This is a genomic window from Natrialbaceae archaeon AArc-T1-2, from assembly GCF_030273315.1.
GTDB lineage: Archaea > Halobacteriota > Halobacteria > Halobacteriales > Natrialbaceae > Tc-Br11-E2g1.
Map to the genome: position 1 here is coordinate 31,713 of NZ_CP127174.1, position 22,700 is coordinate 54,412.

At 65.4% G+C, this 22,700-nt stretch carries 20 protein-coding genes; 12 read left to right on the forward strand and 8 right to left on the reverse strand.

What is annotated here, in order from left to right:
• Positions 1-8: 8 nt before the first annotated feature.
• On the reverse strand, positions 9-410 hold the full coding sequence (locus QQ977_RS00165; protein WP_285926810.1) for a hypothetical protein: 402 nt from the start codon (positions 408-410) through the stop codon (positions 9-11).
• 329 nt (positions 411-739) lie between these two features.
• Positions 740-1,921, reverse strand: coding sequence for a bifunctional sugar-1-phosphate nucleotidylyltransferase/acetyltransferase (gene glmU, locus QQ977_RS00170; RefSeq protein ID WP_285926811.1), 1,182 nt, complete (start codon positions 1,919-1,921; stop codon positions 740-742).
• A gap of 411 nt (positions 1,922-2,332) precedes the next feature.
• Between glmU and QQ977_RS00175 the strand changes: the two genes are divergently transcribed.
• Positions 2,333-2,542 carry a DUF7563 family protein gene (locus QQ977_RS00175; RefSeq protein ID WP_285928723.1) on the forward strand — a complete coding sequence of 70 codons (210 nt, stop codon included), beginning with the start codon at positions 2,333-2,335 and terminating at the stop codon, positions 2,540-2,542.
• Positions 2,543-2,609: 67 nt separating this feature from the next.
• Here the strand turns inward: QQ977_RS00175 and glmM are convergent, their stop codons facing one another.
• A complete protein-coding gene (glmM, locus tag QQ977_RS00180) occupies positions 2,610-3,932 on the reverse strand; it encodes a phosphoglucosamine mutase (protein WP_285926813.1) in 1,323 nt (440 codons plus the stop codon).
• 236 nt (positions 3,933-4,168) lie between these two features.
• On the opposite strand from glmM, the gene QQ977_RS00185 reads away from it, so the two are divergent.
• Entirely contained in the window at positions 4,169-4,420 is a 252-nt protein-coding gene (locus QQ977_RS00185) for a MarR family transcriptional regulator (RefSeq protein WP_285926816.1), read from the forward strand.
• Between the two features lie 45 nt (positions 4,421-4,465).
• Here the strand turns inward: QQ977_RS00185 and QQ977_RS00190 are convergent, their stop codons facing one another.
• Complete coding sequence (locus tag QQ977_RS00190; protein ID WP_285928724.1) at positions 4,466-5,536, reverse strand: methyltransferase domain-containing protein; 1,071 nt, start codon at positions 5,534-5,536, stop codon at positions 4,466-4,468.
• Positions 5,537-5,806: 270 nt separating this feature from the next.
• Between QQ977_RS00190 and QQ977_RS00195 the strand changes: the two genes are divergently transcribed.
• On the forward strand, positions 5,807-6,367 hold the full coding sequence (locus QQ977_RS00195; RefSeq protein WP_285926817.1) for a TATA-box-binding protein: 561 nt from the start codon (positions 5,807-5,809) through the stop codon (positions 6,365-6,367).
• Between the two features lie 236 nt (positions 6,368-6,603).
• Here QQ977_RS00195 and hisG read toward each other — a convergent pair whose 3' ends face one another.
• Positions 6,604-7,458, reverse strand: a complete 855-nt coding sequence (gene hisG / locus QQ977_RS00200) for an ATP phosphoribosyltransferase (RefSeq protein ID WP_285926818.1) — start codon at positions 7,456-7,458, stop codon at positions 6,604-6,606.
• Between the two features lie 144 nt (positions 7,459-7,602).
• Here hisG and QQ977_RS00205 point away from each other — a divergent pair, with 144 nt between their 5' ends.
• Both QQ977_RS00205 and QQ977_RS00210 read left to right on the forward strand, forming a co-directional pair.
• Positions 7,603-9,552 carry an acetate--CoA ligase gene (locus tag QQ977_RS00205; RefSeq protein ID WP_285928725.1) on the forward strand — a complete coding sequence of 650 codons (1,950 nt, stop codon included), beginning with the start codon at positions 7,603-7,605 and terminating at the stop codon, positions 9,550-9,552.
• 153 nt (positions 9,553-9,705) lie between these two features.
• On the forward strand, positions 9,706-12,315 hold the full coding sequence (locus QQ977_RS00210) for a heavy metal translocating P-type ATPase (RefSeq protein ID WP_285926820.1): 2,610 nt from the start codon (positions 9,706-9,708) through the stop codon (positions 12,313-12,315).
• A gap of 13 nt (positions 12,316-12,328) precedes the next feature.
• Here QQ977_RS00210 and QQ977_RS00215 read toward each other — a convergent pair whose 3' ends face one another.
• The gene (locus QQ977_RS00215; protein WP_285926823.1) at positions 12,329-13,024 is read right to left on the reverse strand and encodes a stage II sporulation protein M; all 696 of its coding nucleotides are present in this window, start codon (positions 13,022-13,024) and stop codon (positions 12,329-12,331) included.
• A gap of 375 nt (positions 13,025-13,399) precedes the next feature.
• On the opposite strand from QQ977_RS00215, the gene QQ977_RS00220 reads away from it, so the two are divergent.
• Entirely contained in the window at positions 13,400-14,185 is a 786-nt protein-coding gene (locus QQ977_RS00220) for a DUF4397 domain-containing protein (protein ID WP_285926824.1), read from the forward strand.
• Between the two features lie 85 nt (positions 14,186-14,270).
• On the opposite strand, the gene QQ977_RS00225 is transcribed toward QQ977_RS00220, so the two are convergent.
• Positions 14,271-14,951: a class I SAM-dependent methyltransferase gene (locus QQ977_RS00225; RefSeq protein ID WP_285926825.1), complete on the reverse strand. Its 681-nt coding sequence runs from the start codon at positions 14,949-14,951 to the stop codon at positions 14,271-14,273.
• Between the two features lie 251 nt (positions 14,952-15,202).
• On the opposite strand from QQ977_RS00225, the gene QQ977_RS00230 reads away from it, so the two are divergent.
• The 5 genes from QQ977_RS00230 (at position 15,203) to QQ977_RS00250 (ending at position 20,995) form a co-directional block, all read left to right on the forward strand.
• Positions 15,203-16,249: an extracellular solute-binding protein gene (locus QQ977_RS00230; protein ID WP_285926826.1), complete on the forward strand. Its 1,047-nt coding sequence runs from the start codon at positions 15,203-15,205 to the stop codon at positions 16,247-16,249.
• Positions 16,250-16,412: 163 nt separating this feature from the next.
• Entirely contained in the window at positions 16,413-17,921 is a 1,509-nt protein-coding gene (locus QQ977_RS00235; RefSeq protein ID WP_285928726.1) for an ABC transporter permease, read from the forward strand.
• A 237-nt stretch (positions 17,922-18,158) separates the two neighbouring features.
• On the forward strand, positions 18,159-18,797 hold the full coding sequence (locus QQ977_RS00240; protein WP_285926827.1) for a TetR/AcrR family transcriptional regulator: 639 nt from the start codon (positions 18,159-18,161) through the stop codon (positions 18,795-18,797).
• Complete coding sequence (locus QQ977_RS00245) at positions 18,794-20,323, forward strand: MATE family efflux transporter (protein ID WP_285926828.1); 1,530 nt, start codon at positions 18,794-18,796, stop codon at positions 20,321-20,323. Before QQ977_RS00240 ends, QQ977_RS00245 begins: the two co-directional genes overlap by 4 nt.
• An 81-nt stretch (positions 20,324-20,404) precedes the next feature.
• Positions 20,405-20,995, forward strand: coding sequence for an IMP cyclohydrolase (locus tag QQ977_RS00250; RefSeq protein WP_285926829.1), 591 nt, complete (start codon positions 20,405-20,407; stop codon positions 20,993-20,995).
• 2 nt (positions 20,996-20,997) lie between these two features.
• Here the strand turns inward: QQ977_RS00250 and QQ977_RS00255 are convergent, their stop codons facing one another.
• Positions 20,998-21,945 carry a phosphatase PAP2 family protein gene (locus tag QQ977_RS00255; protein ID WP_285926830.1) on the reverse strand — a complete coding sequence of 316 codons (948 nt, stop codon included), beginning with the start codon at positions 21,943-21,945 and terminating at the stop codon, positions 20,998-21,000.
• Between the two features lie 62 nt (positions 21,946-22,007).
• Here QQ977_RS00255 and QQ977_RS00260 point away from each other — a divergent pair, with 62 nt between their 5' ends.
• Complete coding sequence (locus tag QQ977_RS00260) at positions 22,008-22,667, forward strand: metallophosphoesterase family protein (protein WP_285926831.1); 660 nt, start codon at positions 22,008-22,010, stop codon at positions 22,665-22,667.
• Positions 22,668-22,700: the final 33 nt, after the last annotated feature.

The following is a 22,700-nucleotide window of genomic DNA, read 5'->3' on the forward strand; positions in this document are numbered from 1 at the left end:
TCTGGCGGTCAGTCCGCGATCGTAATGGGCGCGTCGAGCTCGAATCTCAGTCCCTCGCGCTCGGCGCGTTCGGCACACGCTGCGAGCGCCGGGCGGACCTTCTGCGGGTTGGCGATCGTCTCGCAGTCGACGGTCACCGTCCCGGCTCCGAGAACCGAGGCCGCACGGACGTAGTCACGGATCCGGTTCGCTTCCGCCTGCGTGCGAAGCGAGCAGTCTGCGTCGAAGCAGGCGTTTACGACCAGCCGCGCCGGAACCAGCCCCTCGCGATTCAACTCACGTCCGAGGGCGCGCAGGTGGTCGGGTGCCGTCGATTCCAGGGCCGATGCTTCGAGTCGGATCGGAGTGAGGTCTTCCGGCCGACACCGTTCGATCGTCCGTTCGACGTCGACTGACGAGGTGGCGCTCATGGCTCGTCATACGCGAATAGAATACAAAAGGCTTTGTGAATGCACAGTAGTAATAAGCCAGGCAAGGGAATCGGGCAGCAGTCGAACGTGCGTAGAACGTCGGACGCGTGAGAAACCGGGAGACGGCGTTCGGATCGGCTACCCCCGTGGCCGGATCCGGATGGCCGAACACCGGTTTCGGAATCGAACACGCACGGAGGGTGGAACGGTGGTCGGGTGGTGGATCAGGACGTCGTCACCCTCCGTATCAGTTTCGGCAGCCAACCAACATAAACCTTTGACCTGACAGTCACGGGTTCGAAGACGTCTCGAGGTATTGGCCTCCGTGTTCAGCGATCTCGCTCGACCGTCTCGTCAGGACGGGTCGTAGCGCCTGACTCGAGTTTGAGGCCTTGAGTCAGGCTGGTGTTGATCCCCGTCTTGACGCCGTCGCCGGCGACGACGCCGAACTTGCGCCGGCCGGTCGAGACGCGCTCGCCCTTGACAGAAAAGCGGACGTCCGCATCGTCGTGACGGAGGTTCGCCACCGTCGTTCCCGCCCCGAAGTTGACGTCCCGGCCGAGCACGCTGTCGCCGACGTACGAGAGATGGCCGACGGTCGCACCCGCCGAGAGGACGCTGTTTTTCACCTCGACGGCGTGACCGACTTTCGCACCCTCGCCTATCAGGGTCGCTCCCCGAACGTAGGCGTTCGGTCCGACGGTCGCACCCGTCCGGACCAACGCCGGTCCCTCGATCACGACGCCCGAACGGACAGTCGCACCCTCCTCGACGACGACGTCTCCGTCGAGAACCGTGTCCGCGGCCACGTCGCCGTCGACCCGTCCTTCGAGATCGGCGAGTTTCCACTCGTTCGCCTCGAGCAGTTCCCACGGGCGGCCGACGTCCATCCAGCGCTCGAGCGTGACCGGCGTGACGGCGTACTCCTCGATTACCCGTGCGAGCACGTCGGTGATCTCGTGTTCGCCGCGTTCACTCGGCGGAACCTCGAGCCACTCGCGGGCCTCGGCGGGGAAGGCGTAGGCCCCGGCGTTGGCGAGGTTCGTCGGCGGATCGGACGGCTTTTCGACGATGTCGGTGACCGTCTCGTCGGCCGTGCTGAGGACCCCGTAGTTGCGTGGCTCGTCGACGGGGATGGCGCAGACGGCCGGTCCCGACTCGAACAGGCGAGCGACCGCGTCGGGATCGTACAGATTGTCGCCGTTGAGCACCGCAAACGGCCCGTCGAGACGGTCGCGAGCAGCATTTACCGCGTGAGCAGTTCCCGCCTGTTCTCCCTGGACTGCGTAGCTGATCGGGACGTCACGATACCCGTCGCCGAAGTACTCCCGGACGGCAGCTGCCTCGTAGCCGACCACGAGCACGACCTCGTCGGCACCGGCCTCGATCGCCGCGTCGACGGTGTGGGCAACGAGCGGGCGGTCGGCGACGGGAAGCATCGGCTTCGGGAGCGAGGCTGACAGCGGTCGAATGCGCGTCCCTTCGCCTGCTGCGAGAACGACGGCTTTCATCGATGGCTCGAGGTATTCCGACGGGACGGATAAATATGTCCACTATACACCGCGACCAGCGTGTGTCCGACCGTCGGTTTCGTCGCTCGGACGCGGAGCCGCGACCGTGATACCGATAGCTGTGACGGTGTCCCAGTGGGACCGCGAGACGGGTCGTGGTCGCGCCGGTACCGACTCGCAGCCGTCGGTAGAGCCGACGCCCCATTCGTCTCGCATGTCGACAGCGTAGCGTCCTCGTAGCCACCCGAAAATCACTCGTTACGATATGGAAATATTGAATTTCTCCCGGACGTAGCGGTCGTTCGCCCGAATCTCGGAGCGGCCACTCGGGACGTGAATCGAACGGCGGTGCGCTCGACGGCGACGTTATGCGGCCCATAGTAAATAGTGTACTGTCGGAACCAGTGGATGATGTCGACGGATCCATCCGACGCGAAGTGGACTCCGCTGGAATCGGATCGCCAGACTGCCTCTCCCCGCTGTGTAACCTGTGGAAACCAGGTCACACGCCAGTTTGCCCGGGTCTTTGGGGACAACCGCGACGTCGTCCACGCCTGTCCCGACTGCTCGACGTACCGCGAGATGAAGACGTCGGACTTTATCCCCGAGGAACGCCGCTAATCGGACCTCGTTTCTCGTTTCACCAGCGCCTTTCTGTTCTTCCGGTCGCCGGAACGCTCGATCACGATCAGGACCGCGCTGTGTCGACGACTCCCGTCGCCTCCTCGTAGAGTTCGTCGGCCCGATCGCCTTCGCGTGCCTCCGCCGTGACGCGTACGAGCGGTTCGGTGCCGCTGGCTCGAAGCAGGAACCAGCCGTCGCCGGCGTCGACCCGGACGCCGTCTAAGCCGTCGACCTCGTCGTACCGGTCGGCGACGCGCTCGCGAACGCGGTCCATAACGGTGTCTTTGTCGGCGACTTCGATCGATGTCCGTCGGATCGGATACGTCTCGACGGTGTCTACGAGCTCTGACAGCGGTCCACGCTCGGCGACGCGCTCGACGAGCTTGCATGCGGCAAGCGGTCCGTCCGGGCACAGCGTCTCCGACGGCCAGATCCAGGCGCCGCTTGGCTCACCACCGAAGACGACGTCGTCGTCGGTGGCCCGTTCGGCGACGTAGACGTCCCCGACTCGAGTCCGGACCAGGGACGCACCGACCGAAGCTACCGCGTCGTCGACGGCGAGACTCGTGTCGACCGGGGCAGCTACCCGGTCACCCTCACCCTCGCGTGCAGCCTCGCGAGCGAACAGCGCGAGCAGAACGTCTTTCGGCACGAAGGTACCGGTGTCGTCGACGGCCATCATCCGGTCCGCGTCGCCGTCGTGGGCAACGCCGAGGTCGGCTCCCGTGTTCGCGACGACAGCCGCGAGCGTCCCGAGCGTCTCCCGGGTGGGCTCGCTCGGCCGGCCGGGGAACGCACCGTCTTCCTGTCCGTTCAGCGTCCGAACGTCACAGCCCAGTTCCGAGAGCGCGCGTGCGGTGATTCCGCCTGCGCCGTTGCCGACGTCGACGACGACGCTCGGCGGATCGTCGATCGATACCGCCTTCCGGAGCGACCGGACGTGACGGTCGAGCACACCGCTTTCACGACGACGCCAACCCAGCCCGTCCCAGGGCTGCAAGTCGTAGTCGGCCGTCTCGACTCGCCGAGCGATCGATTCCCGTCGCTTCGGTCCGAACGCCTTTCCCGACGGCGTCCAGAGCTTGACGCCGTTGTCCGTCGCCGGGTTGTGCGACGCCGTGATCACGACGCCGGCGTCAGCCTCGAGGGGCTCGATCGAACGCGCGATCGTCGGCGTCGACGCGACGCCGACCTCGAGGACGTCCGTTCCACACTCCCGCAAGCCCGCAGTGAGGGCGTCACACAAGAGCGCACCGCTTTCGCGGACGTCGCGACCGACGACGACGCGTTCGTAGCCGTCGCTTCCGACGGCACGACCGATCGACAGGGCGAGTTCCGCTGTCACGTCGTCGCCGACGGTGCCACGGACGCCGCTCGTTCCGAACATATCCGGGACTCACGCCGGGGGACAGTTAGTATGTGTTGGCTATCGTCGTCCGGTTGCGACGCTCCCGGCGATCTCAATTGCGGGGTAGCGATCGCCTACGGCGTTGAACGGTAGACAACGTACTTACGTGACTCTCGTGATCGCGAACATGTGGTGACGATCACGACTCCACCCGAACGCGACGGCGGAACGGTCCCCGGAATCGCGCCGTAAGTACCGACCGAATCTACCCTCTCATGCAGACGTCCGATCAGAAACCCGATACGACCGCCGACGCGAGCGTCGACGACCTCCCACCGAGCGCGAAACTCGTCTACAAAGTCCTCGAGTACGAGGGCGCGATGACCCAAGACGAGATCACGACCGAGTCGCGACTCTGTGCGCGGACCGTCCGGTACGCGCTCGGCCAGCTCGAGCGAAACGACCTCGTAGAGAGTCGCGTCAGCCTCGAAGACGCTCGCCAGTCGGTGTATCGACTCCCAAAGTGACCGAAACGAGAGGCGACTCTCCTGGTCACGTCCGGCAACGACTTCTCAGCTGTGAGTTAATACCATCACGTACCGCGTCAGCGACCGGTGGACCCGTCGCTCGAACGTCGCCTCGAGTTCCCACCCCGCAGTTTCCGCCGCGTCGGCCCACGTCCGATCGGCGACGACGACGGCGCGAGAGGCAACCCGTCGTGTCTCGCCGAGTGCACCGGCGACGAGGTCCTCGAGTCGGTGTTGCTCGATCTTCGACTGGCGTCCGTAGGGTGCATCGAAGACGACTGCGTCGACCGCGTCGTCAGCGAGCGGCAACCGGGTGGCGTCGCCGCGACCGACGTGCCACTCGCCGGTCGGGAGGCCGACGGGCGAGTCGCCCTCGAGGTAGTGTCCGAGGTTCTCGCAGGCACCGTCGACCATCTTTTCCTGGGCGTCGATTCCGACGACGTCCGCACCGACGAGCCCCGCCTCGACGAGGACGCCGCCGGTGCCACACATCGGATCGAGGATCGTCCGGCCGGGACCCGCACCGGCGACGTTCGCGACGGCTCGCGCGAGCAGCGGATCCATGCTGCCGGGCTGGAAGAAGGGCTTGTCCGTCGGGCTGCGCGTTCCGAAATCTCTGACGCTTTCGACCTCGAGCCAGCCGAGCGCACAGACCGAGACGCGTTCGTCCGTCGGCTCGTCTCCCTCGGTCGTCGACCGCGGCCCGGTTTCGCTTACTTTCCCTTCCGAAAAGGCAGCCCGGAGGACGTGATCGGGCTCCTCGAGGTCGACTTCGAATCCCCGTTCGACCAGGACGCGTCCCAGGACGCGCTCTGCCCGCTGGGTATCGACGCCGCTCGAGCCGTGGACGTCGGTCGCACGCACCGCGACCGATCCCTCGCGGTCGGTCTCGACCGTCGCGGCCTCGAGCGTCGCCCGGGCACGCTCGACGTCGGCGTCGGTCCGACCGACGAGTTCGCTCACGCGGTGGGTGTACGCCAGTCCGCGAGCACGACCGGGAACGACGGCTCGTGCAACTGCCAGCCCCGGTGCGATCAGGGAGCAGCCAGTCACAGCGTTGCGAGCCTCGAAGGCCGCGAACGCGTCGTCGTCACCACCGAGTTCGAGCAGGTACACGTACGTTCGGTCGTGGCCGTCCACGCGTCAAGAGCGTACCGGTCGGCGTTCGATACCGTCCGTGACGTCTCACTGATACTGTCGGTCATACCGACGTGAACACGGCTGGTGACAGCACGGCCAGACACACGTTCAACGGCCGGATCACCCAGACACCAGCTCACCGGTCCATGACCGACAGTATGACTACGCTAACCACTACACAAACCGGACAGATCAGGTGGCGGCACCAACCTTTATAAACCTTAAATACGTCTTTTTAAGCGACGAATGACGGACCCGAAGGAGACTATCAACATCGAAAACGTGGTGGCGTCGACCGGCATCGGACAAGAACTCGACCTTCAAAGCGTCGCGATGGACCTAGAGGGCGCAGATTACGATCCCGAGCAGTTCCCCGGGCTCGTCTATCGAACCCAGAACCCCAAATCGGCCGCGCTCATCTTCCGGTCGGGCAAGATCGTCTGTACCGGCGCGAAAAGCACCGACGACGTCCACGAGAGTCTACGCATCGTCTTCGACAAACTCCGCGAACTCGAGATTCAGGTCAACGAAGATCCCGAGATCGTCGTCCAGAACATCGTGACCTCGGCCGACCTGGGCCGCAATCTCAACCTGAACGCGATCGCCATTGGACTGGGACTCGAAAACATCGAGTACGAGCCAGAGCAGTTCCCCGGACTCGTCTACCGGCTCGACGAACCCGAAGTCGTCGCCCTGTTGTTCGGCTCCGGCAAGCTCGTTATCACCGGCGGCAAGAAACCCGAAGACGCCGAACACGCCGTCGACAAGATCGTCTCGCGACTCGAGGATCTGGGCCTGCTCGAGTAACGCCGTTTCCCGTTCGTCGGCACGACGCCACCCGATTCGACGCGCGTTCGTTCACTACAGCCGAGAACTGCTGGCGTTTCCTCGCCTCGCCTCAGGTCACCCTTCCAGTCGTCCGGTCAGACTCTCTGATCGTCCGACCACGCTCCGTGCGGTCTCTCTCCGCCCGTCGAAGCGGACGAACGCCGCCTCGGCGGCGTCGAGCCACGGTGGTGACTAACGCCGCTTCGGTGGCATCGTCACTCGACGAGCCGTTCGATCTCGGTCACCAAAATCCCGCTCGCGCCGCGGTCTTTGACCTCGGTGATCGTCTCGAAGACGTCGCGTTCGTCGACGACTGCGTGGACGGCGACCGTTCCGTCGTCCCCGTTGGCGATGTCCATCACCGTCGGCCCGCCGAGCCCGGGGATGACGTCGCGGACGTCCTCGAGTCGTTCTTCCGGAACGTTCATCATCAGATACCGTTTCCCGTCAGCGGCGACGACCGACGACAGCGCCGTCCGTACCTCCTCGACTTTTGGCTCTCCCGTGACCTCCTCGCGGGCGAACAGCCGGACCGAACTCGAGAGCACCTCCTCGACGATCGCCAGCCGGTTGACCGCGAGCGTCGTCCCCGTCGAGGTGATGTCGACGATGGCGTCGGCCATCTCGACGTGGGGCGTGAGTTCGGTCGCCCCAGTGACCTCGACGACGTCGGGCTCGACGCCTCGCTCGTCGAAGAACTCGCGGGTGATCGTCGGAAACTCCGTCGCGACGGTGCCGCCCTCGAGGTCGTCGACGGAGTCGATCATGCCGTCTTCGGGCGCAGCGAGGACGAGTCGGCAGCGACCGAACGCGAGGTCGAGTAACTCGGCGACGTCGTCGACGGCGGCTTCCCTGACCTGGTCGTAGCCCGTGATCCCCATCTCGGCTGCGCCGTCGGCGACGTACTCGGGGATGTCAGCCGCACGGGCGAAGAGAACGGTGACCTCGGGATCGACCGTCTCCGCGTAGAGCTTGCGGTCGGCACCGTTCTCGAGATGGAGTCCCGCCCGCTCTAAGAGGTCGATCGTCGGCTCGTGCAGGCGGCCCTTGTTAGGAACGGCGATTCGCATGTCCGGTCCCTTCGAGGTGGGATCTCAACTGTCTTTCCATCCCCGGGGAGGATATTTGTGCGATGTGAGACAGACTATGTCGGTTCTTGAGAGCTAATCACAAAGCTCATGTCGATGGATGGACCAGTACCTGATTACCATCGAATGGCCATCGACGAGGGACCCGCACGGTCGAGCGAGGGCCGATACCGGCCACCGTCCTCGTTCGTCCGTGACGCGAACGTGACCGATCGGACCGTCTACGACCGCTTCGAGCGGAAGTGGCCGGCCTGCTGGGAGGACGCTGCGTCGTTGCTCGATTGGAGCGAACCGTACGATACTGTCCTCGAGGACGACGACGCACCGTTCTTCCGGTGGTTCGCCGGCGGAAAGATAAACGCCGCGACGAACTGTGTCGATCGCCACTGCGCGGCGGGACGAAAGAACCAGCTCGCGATCAGGTGGGTCGGCAAGCGCGGCGAGTGTCGGACATACACCTACCGCGACCTGCAACGAGAGGTAACGGCGTTCGCCGCAGCGCTCCGGGAATTAGGCGTCGAAGAGAACGACGTCGTGACGATCTATCTGCCGACGATCCCGGAGCTGCCGATCGCGATGCTCGCGTGTGCACGCATCGGTGCTCGCCACAACGTCGTCTTCGCCGGGTTCGCACCGGACGCGCTCGTCGCCCGGATGAACGGGACCGACTCGAGCGCGCTCGTGACCTGTGACGGCTTCTACCGCGAGGAGACGGCGATCGACCAGAAGCGCAAGGCCGACGCCGCGATGCACTCGCTCGGTGAGTCGATCCCGACCGTGATCGTCGACCGGCTGGGGGACGCTCACGCCCTCTCGCTCGATTCGAATCAGTACGTCTACGCTGATCTCGTCGAACGTCACGAGGGCGAGTCGGTACCGCCGGTACCCCGCGAGGCCACCGACGGGCTCTTCGTCATCCACACCTCGGGCACGACCGGCGAGCCGAAGAAACTCACCCACGCCACCGGCGGCTACCTCGCCGGAACGGCCTGGACGAGTCGGACCGTCTTCGACCTCGAGCCCGGCGACACCTACCTGTGTACCGCCGACGCTGGCTGGATTACGGGCCACTCCTACATGGTCTACGGGCCGCTCGCGCTCGGGACGACGGTGTTGTTGTACGAGGGGACGCTCCGGTATCCGGACCGACACCGCCCGTGGGAACTGATCGAGCGCCACGCCGTCGACGTCTTCTACACCAGTCCGGGAACGATCCGGACGTTCATGAAGTGGGGCAAAGAGTACCCCAAAGAACACGACCTCTCCTCGCTACGACTGCTCGGAACCGTCGGCGAACCGATCGGCCCGGATACCTGGGAGTGGTTCTACACCCACGTCGGCAACGAAGCGTGTCCGATCGTCGATACGTGGTGGCAAACCGAAACCGGCAGCGTCTTGCTCTCGACGCTGCCCGCCGTCTCGGCGATGGAGCCCGGCTCGGTCGGACAGCCGTTGCCCGGGATCGACGCCCGCGTCGTCGACGACGACGGCGATCCGGTCGACCCCGGCGAGACGGGGTATCTGACCATCTCGCGGCCCTGGCCGTCGATGGCTCGCTCCGACGACGCCGAGACGTTTCGCGAGGAGTACTTCGCGCAGTTTTCCGATCCCGACGACGGCGACTGGGTGTACTTTACGGGTGATCTGGCCAGACTCGACGAGAACGGCTACGTCTCGATCGTCGGTCGGGTCGACGACGTCCTCACGGGTGGGGAGTATCGCCTCGGCCGGGCGGAACTCGAGGCTGCGGTGATGGCCGTCGACGGAATCACCGAAGCCGCCGTCGTCGACGGTCCCGACGACCGGGGCGGGCTCTCGGTGTTCGTCACCGCCGAACAGGGTCGGGAAGACCCCGACGCGCTCCGGGAGGCGGTTGATACGGCCATCGAACGCCGCGTCGGCCGGTTCGCCTGTCCGTCGGAAGTCTTTTTCACGCCCGAGCTACCCGAGACTCACTCCGGCAAGACGATGTATCGCGTCCTCGAGTCCGTCGTCGCCGACGAACGCCTCGAGGGCACCGAGATCCTTCGCAATCCCGAGATCGTCGGCGAGCTAGCGACCGCTCAGCAGAAGTGAGGACGTAGTTTCGATGCCCCGTCACAATGGCGGTTCTCACTTTCTCTCTCTGCCTGAATCCTCTCCAGACCTTTATTTTCGAACCTGAACAGAGAATAGTTCTAGGTATCGAAGTCACAAGTCGCTTGAACGAGGACCCCCTTTCTCCTAGTAATGGGAACCAGACGGGCGCACGTCGAGATCACGGGGATGTCGTGTTCGACCTGCTCGGGGGCCGTCGAGGACGCGGTAGAAGAACTCGAGGGCGTCACGGAAGCGAACGCGAACTACGCGACCGACGAGGGAACCGTCGCGTACGACCCTGGGGAGACGTCACTGCTCGACATCTACGAAGCGATCGAGAGCGCAGGCTACGAGGCGGTCGCGGAGACGCGGACCGTTGCCGTGATGGGAATGTCGTGTGCGACCTGTTCGGAGGCGGTCGGAGACGCCGTCGAGGACGTCCCCGGCGTCGTCAGTGCGGACGTAAACTTCGCCTCGGACGACGCACGGATCACGTACAACCCGGTCGATGCCTCGATCTCTGAGATCTACGACGCGATCGAGGCAGCTGGCTACGAGCCCGTCCGCGAGGAAAGCGAGGACGGCGGCGAAAGCGAGCGTGAACGGGCGATCGAGGCCGAACTCGCCCGCCAGCGCCGACTGGTGATCGTCGGCGGCCTCCTGACGCTGCCGTTCGCCCCGATCATGTTCGCGATGTTCGATCTCGTCACGTTGCCCGCGTCCGTCTTCGGAATCGGACTCGGCTGGATCGAGTTCGTCCTCGCGACGGCCCTGATGGCGACGCTCGGCAAGGAGTTTATCGTCGGCGCTTACCGTGCGTTCGTCCACGATCGACGGGCGAACATGGATACGCTCGTCGCGATGGGCACGTCGGCAGGCTACGTCTACAGTACCGCGGTACTCGGCGGGCTGATCGCGAGCGAGGGGCTGTACTTCGAGGCCGTCGCGTTCATCCTCTGGTTTATCACGCTCGGCAACTGGCTCGAGGTCCGCTCGAAGGCTCGGGCCGGCGACGCCCTGCGGGAGTTGCTCCGGATGGAGGCAGACGAGGCGACGGTCGTCCGCGACGGCGAAGAACAGCAGGTGCCACTCGAGGACGTCCAGGTCGGCGACGTGCTCAAGGTGCGGCCGGGTGAGAAGATCCCAACCGACGGGATCGTCCGCGAGGGCCAGAGCGCGGTCGACGAGTCGATGCTGACCGGCGAATCCGTTCCCGTCGAGAAAGGAGAGGGCGACGAGGTCGTCGGCTCGACGATCAACGAGAACGGCGTCTTGCTCGTCGAAGCAACGAAAGTGGGCTCGGAGACGGCGATTCAACAGATCGTCGAACGCGTCAAGGAAGCCCAGTCGCGCCAGCCCGAGATCCAGCGGCTGGTCGACAAGGTGAGCGCCTACTTCGTCCCCGCGGTGATCGCAAACGCCGTCTTCTGGGCGCTCGTGTGGCTCGCGTTCCCCGCACAGCTCGCCGGCTTCGTCGACGCGCTTCCGCACTGGGGGATGGTCGGTGGCGGCCCCGAGGTTGCCCACCCGGTTGGCGACGCGGGCGTTCCGGTCGTCGAGTTCTCGGTCGTCGTCCTCGCTTCCGCGTTGTTGATCGCCTGTCCCTGTGCGCTCGGACTCGCGACGCCGGCGGCGACGATGGTCGGTTCGACGCTCAGCGCCACGAACGGCGTCCTCTTCAAGGGCGGCGACGTCTTAGAGCAGGTTCGGGGTATCGACACCGTCGTCTTCGACAAGACCGGGACGTTGACCCACGGCGAGATGACCCTGACCGACGTCGTCACCCTCGAGCCGACGGCAGACGGCGGCGTCGTACCGGACGGCGGAATACTCACGGAGCGAGCAGAGTCACTCGAAGAGTTCGTCATCGGGGCGGCCGCGACAGCCGAATCCGGCTCCGAACACCCGATCGCACAGGCGATCGTCGAGGGGGCAACCGAGCGCGGCGTCGAGCTGGGTGAGGTCCGGGAGTTCGAGAACGTTCCCGGTCACGGCATCCGTGCCGAGACCGACCGCGGGACGGTCGTGATCGGTCGCCGGAAACTGCTCGCCGAGGAGGGAATCGACCCCGAACCGGCCGAGGAGCCGCTGGAACGGTTAGAGCGCGAGGGGAAGACGGCGATGCCGGTCGCGGTCGACGGTACACTCGTCGGCGTGCTCGCGGTCGCCGACGAGGTCCGCGAGAGCGCCACAGAGACCGTCTCGGCGCTTCGCGAGCGCGACGTCGAGGTCGTGATGCTCACCGGCGACAACGAGCGCACCGCCCGCGCGGTCGCCCGCGAGGTCGGTATCGACGTCGGGAACGTCCGCGCCGAAGTGTTGCCCGAGGACAAGGCCGATCACGTCGACGCCCTGCAGGAAGACGGAAGCCGGGTGATGATGGTTGGCGACGGCGTCAATGACGCGCCCGCGCTAACGGCCGCCCAGGTCGGCGTCGCCATTGGCTCGGGCACCGACGTCGCCTTAGAGTCCGCCGACGTGACCCTGATGCGTGACGATCCGGCCGACGTGCTCAAGGCCGTCCGCATCTCGGAGGCGACCATCTCGAAGGTGCGCCAGAATCTGTTCTGGGCCTTTATCTACAACGCGACGCTGATCCCCATCGCCTCGCTCGGCCTGCTCAACCCGGCGCTCGCTGGCCTGGCGATGGCGACCTCGAGCGTGAGCGTGATGACGAACAGTCTGGTGTTCGCGAAGTACGACCCCCACGAGGACTACCGGCTGGCGGTTCTGAAACCGCTGTCCTGGCTCCGGTCGTGATCATCGCGCCGTGTCACCCCGCTCCGTTCTCGAGTTGGTCGGGGAACAACGCCTCGGCAATCGGCAGCGTCAGGTAGGCCTCGATGAACGCCGCGAGCACGAGCACGAGCCAGGCGACGACGACGAGCAGGCCGGTCCGGTAGAGATACGCCCGCGTAAACAACGCCTCGCGCGAACCGAGGATCCGCTGGATGGCCCGGTGGAGCAGCCGAAAGCCCACGCCGGCGGCGACGAACAGCGCCGGCAGTTCGAAGATGCCGTGGGGCGCAAGCAACGCGATCGTGGGGCCATAGCCCAGGTCGGAGCCAACCGCGGCCGCGAGGTTCCCCACGAGAATGCCGTTTACGATCATGATAAGCGCCGTCACCGTTCCCAGGGTAACCGCCCCGACGATCGCCATCAGAAACGGCGGCGTGTTCTGGACGATGAAAAACGTCGCCGTGAAGTCGGGTTCCTCCGTAGCGAGGTCTTCCTCGGCGAACTCCTCCGAGAACTCCTCGGCGAGCATCTCAGCGAACAGCTCCGTCAGGTCGATGCCGGCGGCGAGCATCGCGGCACCGATGGCGACGCCGACAGCGAACAGCCCGCCAGCAAAGTAGACGTAGAGGCGGTGTTCGTCCCACGCCGCGCCGAGCGCTCCGGTTGCCGAGCCACGTCGAGCGCGTTCGCCCGGCGGTCGCCGATCGTCGCCGGAAAACGTATCGTCCATACAGACGATTCGGCTGACCGGCCGATAAATCCGCCGACTCCGCGCGTGTTCTCGAGGCGACCGGTCGTCTCGTCCGGCGATCTCGACTCGTCCCAACTCGCCCCGACGACACGTCGAGAGCCGCGAGGTGGTTATACGACCCCGATGAAACGGCGTAAGCTGGCGATACAACGCTGTTCGGGCTCCATACCGCTGTATCCAACGCGAGAACCCACGCGAGCGACCTCGAACGGCGAGATGAGCCCGGTTCGCTCACGCACGGAGCCGTCAGTCGTCTAGGTGTCGACTACGGCTTGTCGGCCGAGGGTAATCTCAATTCAATCAGTCGTACTTACTACGCCCTATTTTTCGGTCCTTCTCGAGCCTGCACGTGCAATGTCTCCGACCAGACGGACGACGATCAAAAGCGTCGGTGTCGCAGGCGGTCTCGCGGCAATCCCTGGAACGGTGTACGCACGCGGCGAACACAAAGACGACGAACGCGAGAAGAAACGGGATAAGGAACCGGACGAGAAGAAGAAAAACGACGAGCCGCCGGTGGAACCGCCCACGGGCGGGGTCCGCGTCGCCCACCTCTCGCCGGACGCGCCGAACGTGGACATTGTCGTCGACGGCGAGCGGGTACTCGCGGGCGTCCCTTACGGCGAGATTTCGCCGTATCTCGAGCTCGAACCGGGCACCTACCGCGTCCAGATCACCGCGGCGAGCGACCCAGACGCGGTCGTCTACGACGAGCGGGTGACCGTCGAGAACGCCTTCTACACGCTCGCCGCCATCGGTGAACTCGAGGCCAACACGTTCGACGTCCTCGTGTTGACCGACGCCGGCTCCGCGGTGGTTCGGCTCGTCCACGCGTCGCCGGACGCTCCGCCAGTCGACGTCAGCGCTGCCGGCCAGCCACTGTTCGAGAACGTCGCCTTCGGCGAGGCGTCTGACTACATCGCCGTTCCCGCCGGCGACTACACGCTCGAGATCTCCCCGGCGGACGATCCGGAGACGGTCGTCGCCGCCGTCGACGTCACCCTCGAGCTCGCGACGCCGTACACGGCGTTTGCGACCGGCTATCTCGAGCCGCCGGCGGATCTCGCGGATCGGGAGTTCGAGGTGTTGCTTACGCCGGACGGTCCGGCGGCCATCGAAGCGCAGGCACAAGCGAACTGAGCCAGCCCGAAGCGCCAGCGGCTCACGAGCGTACCGGCCGACGCTGTTTCTCGAGGCTCACGACGACTGGTTCGACGACCCCCGATTACGGTGCGACGCCGACAGTGAGCAACGTTCCGTACTCGCGGTAGCGTTCGACCATCGCCTCGCGAGTCTCCCACTCCTCGAGCGGGAACTCGGCTTCCGCTGGTATCGGGATCTCGCGGTCGGGGATGTTGTCCTGCCCGGCGACGTGGAGGCCGACCTCGCGAAACGCCTCGCGGTACTCGTGGCGGTCCCAGCGGGTCATCTCGACGGCGATCGACTTCTGCCACTCGTGGGAGTGGACGTTCTCTTCGTAGTAGTTGACCGCACAGAAGAACGTGCCGCCGGGACGGAGCACGCGGGCGATCTCCCGAAGCGTCTCGAGCGGGTCGGCGGCGTAGTAAAAGGCCTCCATCGACCAGATGTGGTCGATCGAGCCGGCAGCGAACGGCAACGCGTCGAAGTCGCCAACGACGTAGCCGACCTGCGGATCGTCGGTGTAACGGTTGGCGTTGCGGGCCATCTCGGGGGCTCCGTCGAGGCCGTACACTCGTTCCGCGTCGTAGGTGTCCCGCAGCGCCCGGCCAGCGTAGCCGCTGCCACAGCCCAGATCGAGCACGACGTCGCCGGACTCGACGGGCATCCGCGCGAGGGCGTGTTTGGCAGTGTGCCAGTGACGTTCTTCCATCCCCTTGTCTCGCCCCTCTTCGGCCCAGGCGTCGAACTCCTCACGAACGCTCATATCGAGTGCTTCGTTCGCGCATGACTAAACGGATCGGATTCGCTGGCTGGGGATCAAACACGTCGGTGGACCGACCAGCGACAGTTTCTTTAGGATGGTCTAAAATTTGTGTGCTGAAGGGTTTAGGGCGGCCGAAACCCCGTGAGCATCCGGGGTTCGTCGACCGGCAGCTCCTGCTTTCTTCGACCTTCACCCGCTGAACCGTTGAATTTCGGAAGGTATTTATGTTTTAGGTCGACCTAAAACTAGACATGCCAGAACGCGACGACACCACATCGCAAACGAGTTCGGCGATCGGTCGCCGGCGCTTTCTCGCCGTCACGGGAGCCTCCGTGGCTGGGATCACCGGACTCGCGGGCTGTCTCGGGAACGATGCGGATCTCGTCGTCTACTCGGGCCGGACCGAAGACCAGATCGAACCGATCTTCCGGGAACTCGAAGATCGCCTCGACATCACGATCGGCGATCGGTACGGCGACTCGGCGGGAATGGTCGGACAGATCGTCGAGGAAGGAGACGCGAGCGAGGCGGACCTGTTTTACACCCAGGACTCGGGAACGCTCGGCGCGCTCAAGAACGAGGGTCGGACTGCCGACCTGAGCGAGACAGTCCTCGAGTCGGTTCCCGAGGCCTACCGCGACCCCGATGGCACCTGGACCGGCGTCTCCGGCCGGACGCGCTCGATCGCGTACAACACCGACGAGTGGGACGCCGACGAGCTTCCGGACGACATCTTCGCCTACGCCGAGGAGGAGGCGTTCGACGACGAACTCGGCTGGCGCGTCGACTCCGGCTCGTTCCTCTCGTTTATCCGTGCAATGATGATCGAGTACGGCGAGGACGATACCAGAGGGTGGATCGAGGGTCTCCAGGACCTCGGTATCGAGAACTACGAGGGCGGCATGACGACCCCGCAAGCGATCGCAGACGGCGAAGTCTCGGTCGGGTTCGTCAACCACTACTACGTCGGTCGACTGCTCGAGGACGACGAGGACGCGCCGATCAACGTCACGTTCACCGACGGCGACGTCGGCGCGCTGTTCAACGTCTCCGGGGTCGCCCTCGTCGACACGGCCGACGACCCCGACCTCGCCCGCGAGGTCGTCGAGGAGCTACTGGTCGAGGACGTCCAGGAGCTGTTCGTCGACCTCAACGCCGAGTATCCCGTCGTCGACGGCGTCGAGTACACCGGCGAGATGCCCGGCCCCGAGGCGGTCAACTCGCCGACGTTCGACCTGAACGAACTGGCCGACGTCGAACCCGCCCAGGACCTCCTCCGCGAGGTCGAGATCCTCTAGCCCACGTCGAGCCGGGACCGATTTAGGAAGGCCTAAACCGACGCGTTCGAAACGCCCACCCGTGAGCGACAGCCGGTCGACCTCCGAACGGACGCCGACGATCCTCGGCCAGTCCGACCACGCACTCGGGCTGACGCTGCTTAGCGGTGCCGTCGCCACGTTGATGGTGACGCCGCTTCTGTGGATCGGGTTGCGCGCCGCGGCGGTCGACCCCTCCCGTGCCGCCGCGATCCTGTTCCGGTCGCGGTCGCTCGAGATCGCCGCCAACAGCCTCCTGCTCATGGCCGGGGTGACGGTCCTGTCGGTGATTATTGGCGTTCCGCTGGCCTGGCTGACCGTCCGCAGCGACCTCCCGTTCGCTCGCTTCTGGACGGTCGTCGTCGCCTTGCCGCTTGCGATCCCGAGTTACCTGGGGGCGCTGGCGTACATCGACGCCTTCGGGCCGCGAGGTCGACTCCAGTCGCTGCTCGCCCCGCTGGGAGTCGACTCGCTGCCCGAGATCTACGGTCTCGGCGGCGCCATCCTCGTCATCACGCTCTATACGTACCCATACGTCTACCTGACGACGCGTGCCGCGTTGAAGACCTTCGATAAGACGCTCGTCGACGCCGCACGCACGCTCGAGCACGACTACCGGGAGACGTTCCGTCGGGTCACTTTCCCCCAGATCCGGCCGGCGATCACTGCCGGCGCGTTGCTGGTCGCGCTGTATGCGATCTCGGATTTCGGAACGCCCGCGTTCATGCGACTCGACGTCTTCACGCGTCAGATCTACGTCGAGTACCGCGGCTGGAACCTCGATTACGCCGCCATGCTGTCGATCCAGCTGATCGCCGTCACCGTCTTCATCCTCGCGCTCGAGTCCCGGATCCGGGGCGACGAACGGGTCTACACCGATTCGGGCGGGGGAAGCGGCGGGAACCACGTCGTCGAACTCGGCCGGTGGCGCTGGCCTGCGACCGGGCTCTGTCTGCTGGTCGCGCTCGCGACGCTTGCCTTGCCCGTGGTCGTCTTCGCCTCGTGGCTCGTCGGCGGCGCGACCAGCGACGTCGACGCCTACCGGTTCCAGTTCGAGTACGCGGTAAACTCCGCGGGGGTCTCCACCGCAGCGGCGGTTCTCGCCGCCCTCGCCGCCTTGCCGGTCGCCTACCTCGCGGCCCGTTACCGGACGCTGCTCGGCCACCTGTTCGAGCGAGCGACTTACGTCGGCTACGCCGTTCCAGGGATCGTCATCGGGCTCGCGCTCGTGTTCTTCGGTGCGAACTACGCCGGCGTCGTCTACCAGGCGCTTCCGTTGCTCGTGTTCGCCTACGTCGTCCGCTTCATGCCCCAGGCTGTCGGCAGCACCCGAACTTCGATCCTGCAGGTCGATCCCAAGCTCACCGAGGCCGCTCGCACCCTCGGCCGTGGCGACCTCGAGACGTTCCGGTCGGTGACGCTTCCGCTTATTGCTCCCGGGATCGTCGCGGGGGCGGCGCTCGTGTTCCTGACGACGATGAAAGAGCTGCCGGCGACGTTGCTGTTGCGCCCGACCGGGTTCGACACGCTCGTTACTCACATCTGGCGGGCCGAGCAGGCCGCCTACATGAGCCACGCCGCGGTCCCTGCGTTCGTCATCTTGCTCGTCTCCGGTCTCTCGATGTGGATCATCCTCCGTCAGGAGGACGTCTAGTGGTTCGGTAGCCGCCACGGAAACGATTGCACCGCTTGATACGGACCGTTGTACGTCTGTCCCGGCGCAACCGCGACCGTTCTGCGGTTGCACCGGGACATCGGTACAGCAATCCGTATGAGTCACGACAACAGCGTTAACCGTGTCCGTGTTGAATGAATATTCAATCACCATGCAGCCCACCGATCGGCACTGTCGACCGGAACGTCGAACGGGCAGAACGAACGCGATACCCACTTGCCACCCCACCGGTCGATGACGGTCGCCGAGCGATTCGACGACCCCGACGACACGCGCGAGGCGATCATGAAGGCTACCTACGACGCCCTCTGTACGCACGGATACGCAGACCTCACGATCCAGCGCATCGGCGACGAGTTTCCCAAGAGCAAGTCGCTCGTCTACCACCACTACGACACCAAAGACGAACTTCTGCTCGACTTTCTTTCGTTCATGCTCGAGCACTTCGAGACGAGCGTCCCGCGCCAGGACTACGACGACGCGGCGACACACCTCGAGGCGGTGCTCGATCACGTGGTGCCGGATACGCTCGAGGACGAACGAGCGGAGTTCATGCGGGCGATGGTCGAACTCCGCGCCCAGGCCGCACACGATCCCGCATACCACGAGCACTTCACCAGGAGCACCCGGTTTTTCCACGACCGGTTCGTGACGATCATCGAGCGGGGTATCGAGGAGGGCGTGTTCAGGGAGGTCGACCCGGACCGGGTCGCCGCGTACTTGCTCGCGACGGTCACCGGGACGATGACACAGCGGACGACGGCCGACGTCGAGGCGTCGATTCCCGCCGTCCGTGAGGAGCTCCGGACGTACGTCGAGACGCGACTGCGGACCGAACCCAGGACACCCGAATGAGCGAGCGGGCATCCCACGACCGGGCGGTCAACGTCACCGACGGTGCCTTGCTCAAGCCGCTCGTCGTTCTGTCGTTACCGATCGTTCTCACGAACGTGTTGCAGGTCGGGTACAACCTGGCCGATACGTTCTGGGTCGGCCGTCTCGGCCAGCCGGCCGTCTCGGCGCTTTCGTTCTCGTGGGCGATCGTCTTTCTGATCATCAGTCTCTCGCTCGGGTTTTCCGTCGCCGGCACCGTCCTCGTCGCACAGCACAAGGGAGCGGGAAACGTCGACCGCGTCGGTCACGTCGCCGGCCAGACGATCTCGGTCGTGATCGGCGTATCGATCGTGTTTTCGATCGTCGGCTACCTGCTCGCACCGGACCTGTTAACGCTCGTCGGCGCGGTTCCCGGCACGGAAGAACACCGCCTGGCCGTCGTCTACACTCGGACGATGTTCGTCGGCATCCCGTTCGTGTTCGGCTTTTTCATCTTCCAGTCGTTGCTCCAGGGCTGGGGTGATACGCGGACGCCGTTTTACTTGATGGCCTTCGGCGTCGCATTGAACGTGATCGTCGATCCGTTTTTCATCCTCGGCTTCCAGGGCAACGTTCTCTTCGCGTGGGTCGGACTCGAGGGCCTCGAGACGCTGCTGTACGACGCGACCGGCTTTGCAGGGTTTGGCGTCCAGGGCGCGGCTCTCGCGACGATCCTCGCTCGAGGAATCGGTGCGGCGATCGGTATCTGGTTGCTCCTGTCGGGTCGTGTCGGGATCGAACTCGCCCCGGCCGATCTTCGACCGCAGTGGGAGACGGTCCGGACGATCGTCCGCATCGGTGCCCCCGCGAGTATCGAGATCAGTACGAAAGCACTTAGCGTGACGATCCTGACCGCACTCGTCGCCATCGCCGGTGCAGAAGCCGTCGCCGCCTACGGGATCGGAACCCGCGTTACCTCGATGGTCGTGTTACCGGCACTCGGCCTGGCTCGCGGCGTCGAAACCGTCGTCGGCCAGAACCTCGGTGCCAGACAGGTCGACCGTGCAAAGAGAGGGGTCCTCTCCGCCGTCGGTCTCATCACGGGGTGTCTGCTCGCGTTCACCGTCGGCGTCTACCTGTTTGCCGAACCGATCGTCGGCGTCTTCATCACGGGCGATGGCGCGGGAGTGGTCACCGCCATCGGTGGCGACTACCTCCGCATCGTCGGCGTGACGTACGTCTTCCTCGGCGTGTTCTACGTCATTCAGGGCGGGTTCCGGGGGAGCGGTAGCACCCGACTCGCGATGGCCTTTGCGTTTATCGGCTTCATCGTGTTCCGGGCCGTCTTCGCGTACGTCCTCGCCGTTCCGGCTGGGCTCGGTGCGACCGGCATCTGGTACGGCGAGGCGATCGCGAACGTGTCGATGGTCGCCATCGCCGGGCTGTACTTCCTGCGGGGGACGTGGACCGGACGCGTCATCGACGACGCCGATCGCGGGACCGACAGAAGAGACGTCGGCGAGGAGGGTGATTCGGCCGTCGCGAGCGGCGGTCTCGAGGATCGGTAACTCGAGGCGATTGACGGTGCTGGCGATCTCCTCGCGTCCGAAACCGACACCGACTTACCCGAACGCGGGCGACGGGCGGGTATGTACGTTGGACGGTTTCTCGTCGTCGGTCCCGACGCCGGCGCGTACCGCGTCTCGTCGCGCTCGTTTCCGAATCGCAAGATCACCGCTCGAGACGACGCGCTCACCGTCGGCCCGACCGAGAACGCTCCACCGACGGACAATCCCTACGTCGCCTACAACTGCCTGCGGATCGTCGACGCGCCGGCCGGCGAGACGGTCGTTTTCGGCAACGGCTCCCACGTCGATCCGATCGCCGAGAAGGTCGAACTTGGCTATCCCGCACGCGACGCCCTCGCGACCGCCTTGCTCGCACTCGACTACGAGAAAGACGATTACGATACGCCCCGGATCGCCGCGACGATCGACGCCGACGGCGAGGCGCTGATCGCGACCGTCCGAAAAGACGCCTTGCTCGTCGAGACCGTCGACGAGCCGACGCTCGTCGCGACCTACGAGAAAGACAGCCCCGAGTCGTTCGATTTCGCCGCCCGCGACGCCGAGGCCGCTGCTCGCGAGGCCTACGACCTCGCGTTCGAACACGCCGTCTGTGCGGCCGGGATCGTCCGGACCGACGACGGGTTCGAGACGGCGATCGAGAACGGCGAGTAGCGTCAGGAGAGGACCGAGTCGACGGCCGTCGGCCAGGCGACGATCGTCACACCCATCGCGAACGTCATCGTCACCGATCCGACCGGCCCCGAGAGAAGCGACCCGACGGTAGCTCCGACCGAGAGAAAGACGACGATCCCGACGACCGCTGTCACGACGCCGACGGGTGTCACGTCGAGTGACCGATCCGGATCTACCACGAGGAGCCACGCAGTCAGTATTCCACTCATCGCACCGAGTGCGTACAGCGGTTCGCTGCCGCCGACTCCGACCGCAGCCGGGACCGAAGCACAGCCGACGGCGGCGGCGAGCGACGCGCGTACCGGACGCTCGAGTCGACGACTGGCGACCTGCCACGCCAGGAGAACGAGCAGTCCAAGCGCCAGCCCGCCGATCACGTCGATCAGGTAGTGGACGCCGAGGACGAGCCGAGAGAGCGAAACGAGAAGAACGAGCGTCGCCGCAGTCCCGATCCGGATCCGTCGCGTTCCAGCTTCCAGCGCCGTCGCGAGCGATCCCCACGCGAGGACGGCACCGGCGACGTGACCGCTCGGGAAGCCGTAGCCGTCGGCGCGTATCGCCCACCTGTACCACGGCCGAACGGAGTCGTGTGCCGTCTCCGGGGGTATCATCGCCGCCATCGGCGGTCGCGGCAGTGCAACCGCGGCTTTCAGGACGACGACGAGTGCCAGACCGCCAAAGACTACCCCGAAAAGCGGCGCGATCCGCCTCGCGTCGCCAAACCAGAACGCGAGTGCGAAGACGAACACGAAGACCCACACCTCTCCGAGCAACGTCGACGCGGCGAACGGATAACTCGTCCACTCCGGAAAGAGCGCGTGGAGCCACTCGATCTCTCGACCGTCGAACGACGGACTCGAGCTGGAGCCGTCGAGAGGAAGCCGAACCGGGTCGGCGGTGTCCGTTCGGGTCCGTACGTTCGTCGTCATACTTCTCGATAGGTCACACACCGGGTACTGGATATAAAACACAGACGGGAATACATACGGATATGCGAGTGGGACTCATCGCCGACGTTCACGCGAACGAGGTCGCACTGGACGCCGTCCTCGAGGACATGCCCGACGTCGACGCCGTGGCCTGTGCGGGCGACGTCGTCGGCTACAATCCCTGGCCCGCGGAGTGCGTCGACGTTCTTCGCGAACGGGACGTCCCGACGGTGATGGGAAACCACGATCTGGCGGTCGTCGAACGCAGTTCGTTCCGGTTCAACCGGATGGGCCGGGCCGGCATCGAACACGCCCAGCGTCGCCTCGAGCAGCCCCAGCGACGCTGGCTCGAGTCGCTCCCGACCGAACGCCAGGAGTTCGGCGGGCGGGTGAAGCTCGTCCACGGTCACCCCGACGATCCCACCCGATACACCTACCCCGAGGAGTTTTCGCCGCGGCTGCTCGGCGACGAGGACGTCCTCGTGCTCGGTCACACCCACGTTCAACACGCCGAAACGTTCACCGAGGGTATCGTCGTCAACCCCGGCAGCGTCGGCCAGCCACGGGACGGGGATCCGCGAGCAGGCTACGCCGTCGTCGACCTCGAGGCGATGACCGTCGAGACTCGACGCGTCGCCTACGACGTCGACGCCGTCCAGCGCGCCGTGAAGGCGGCCGGACTACCCGAACGGATCGGCACCCGACTGGCTCGTGGACAGTAGGCAGTCCCTACGGGACGGTTCGGCGGTCGAGAA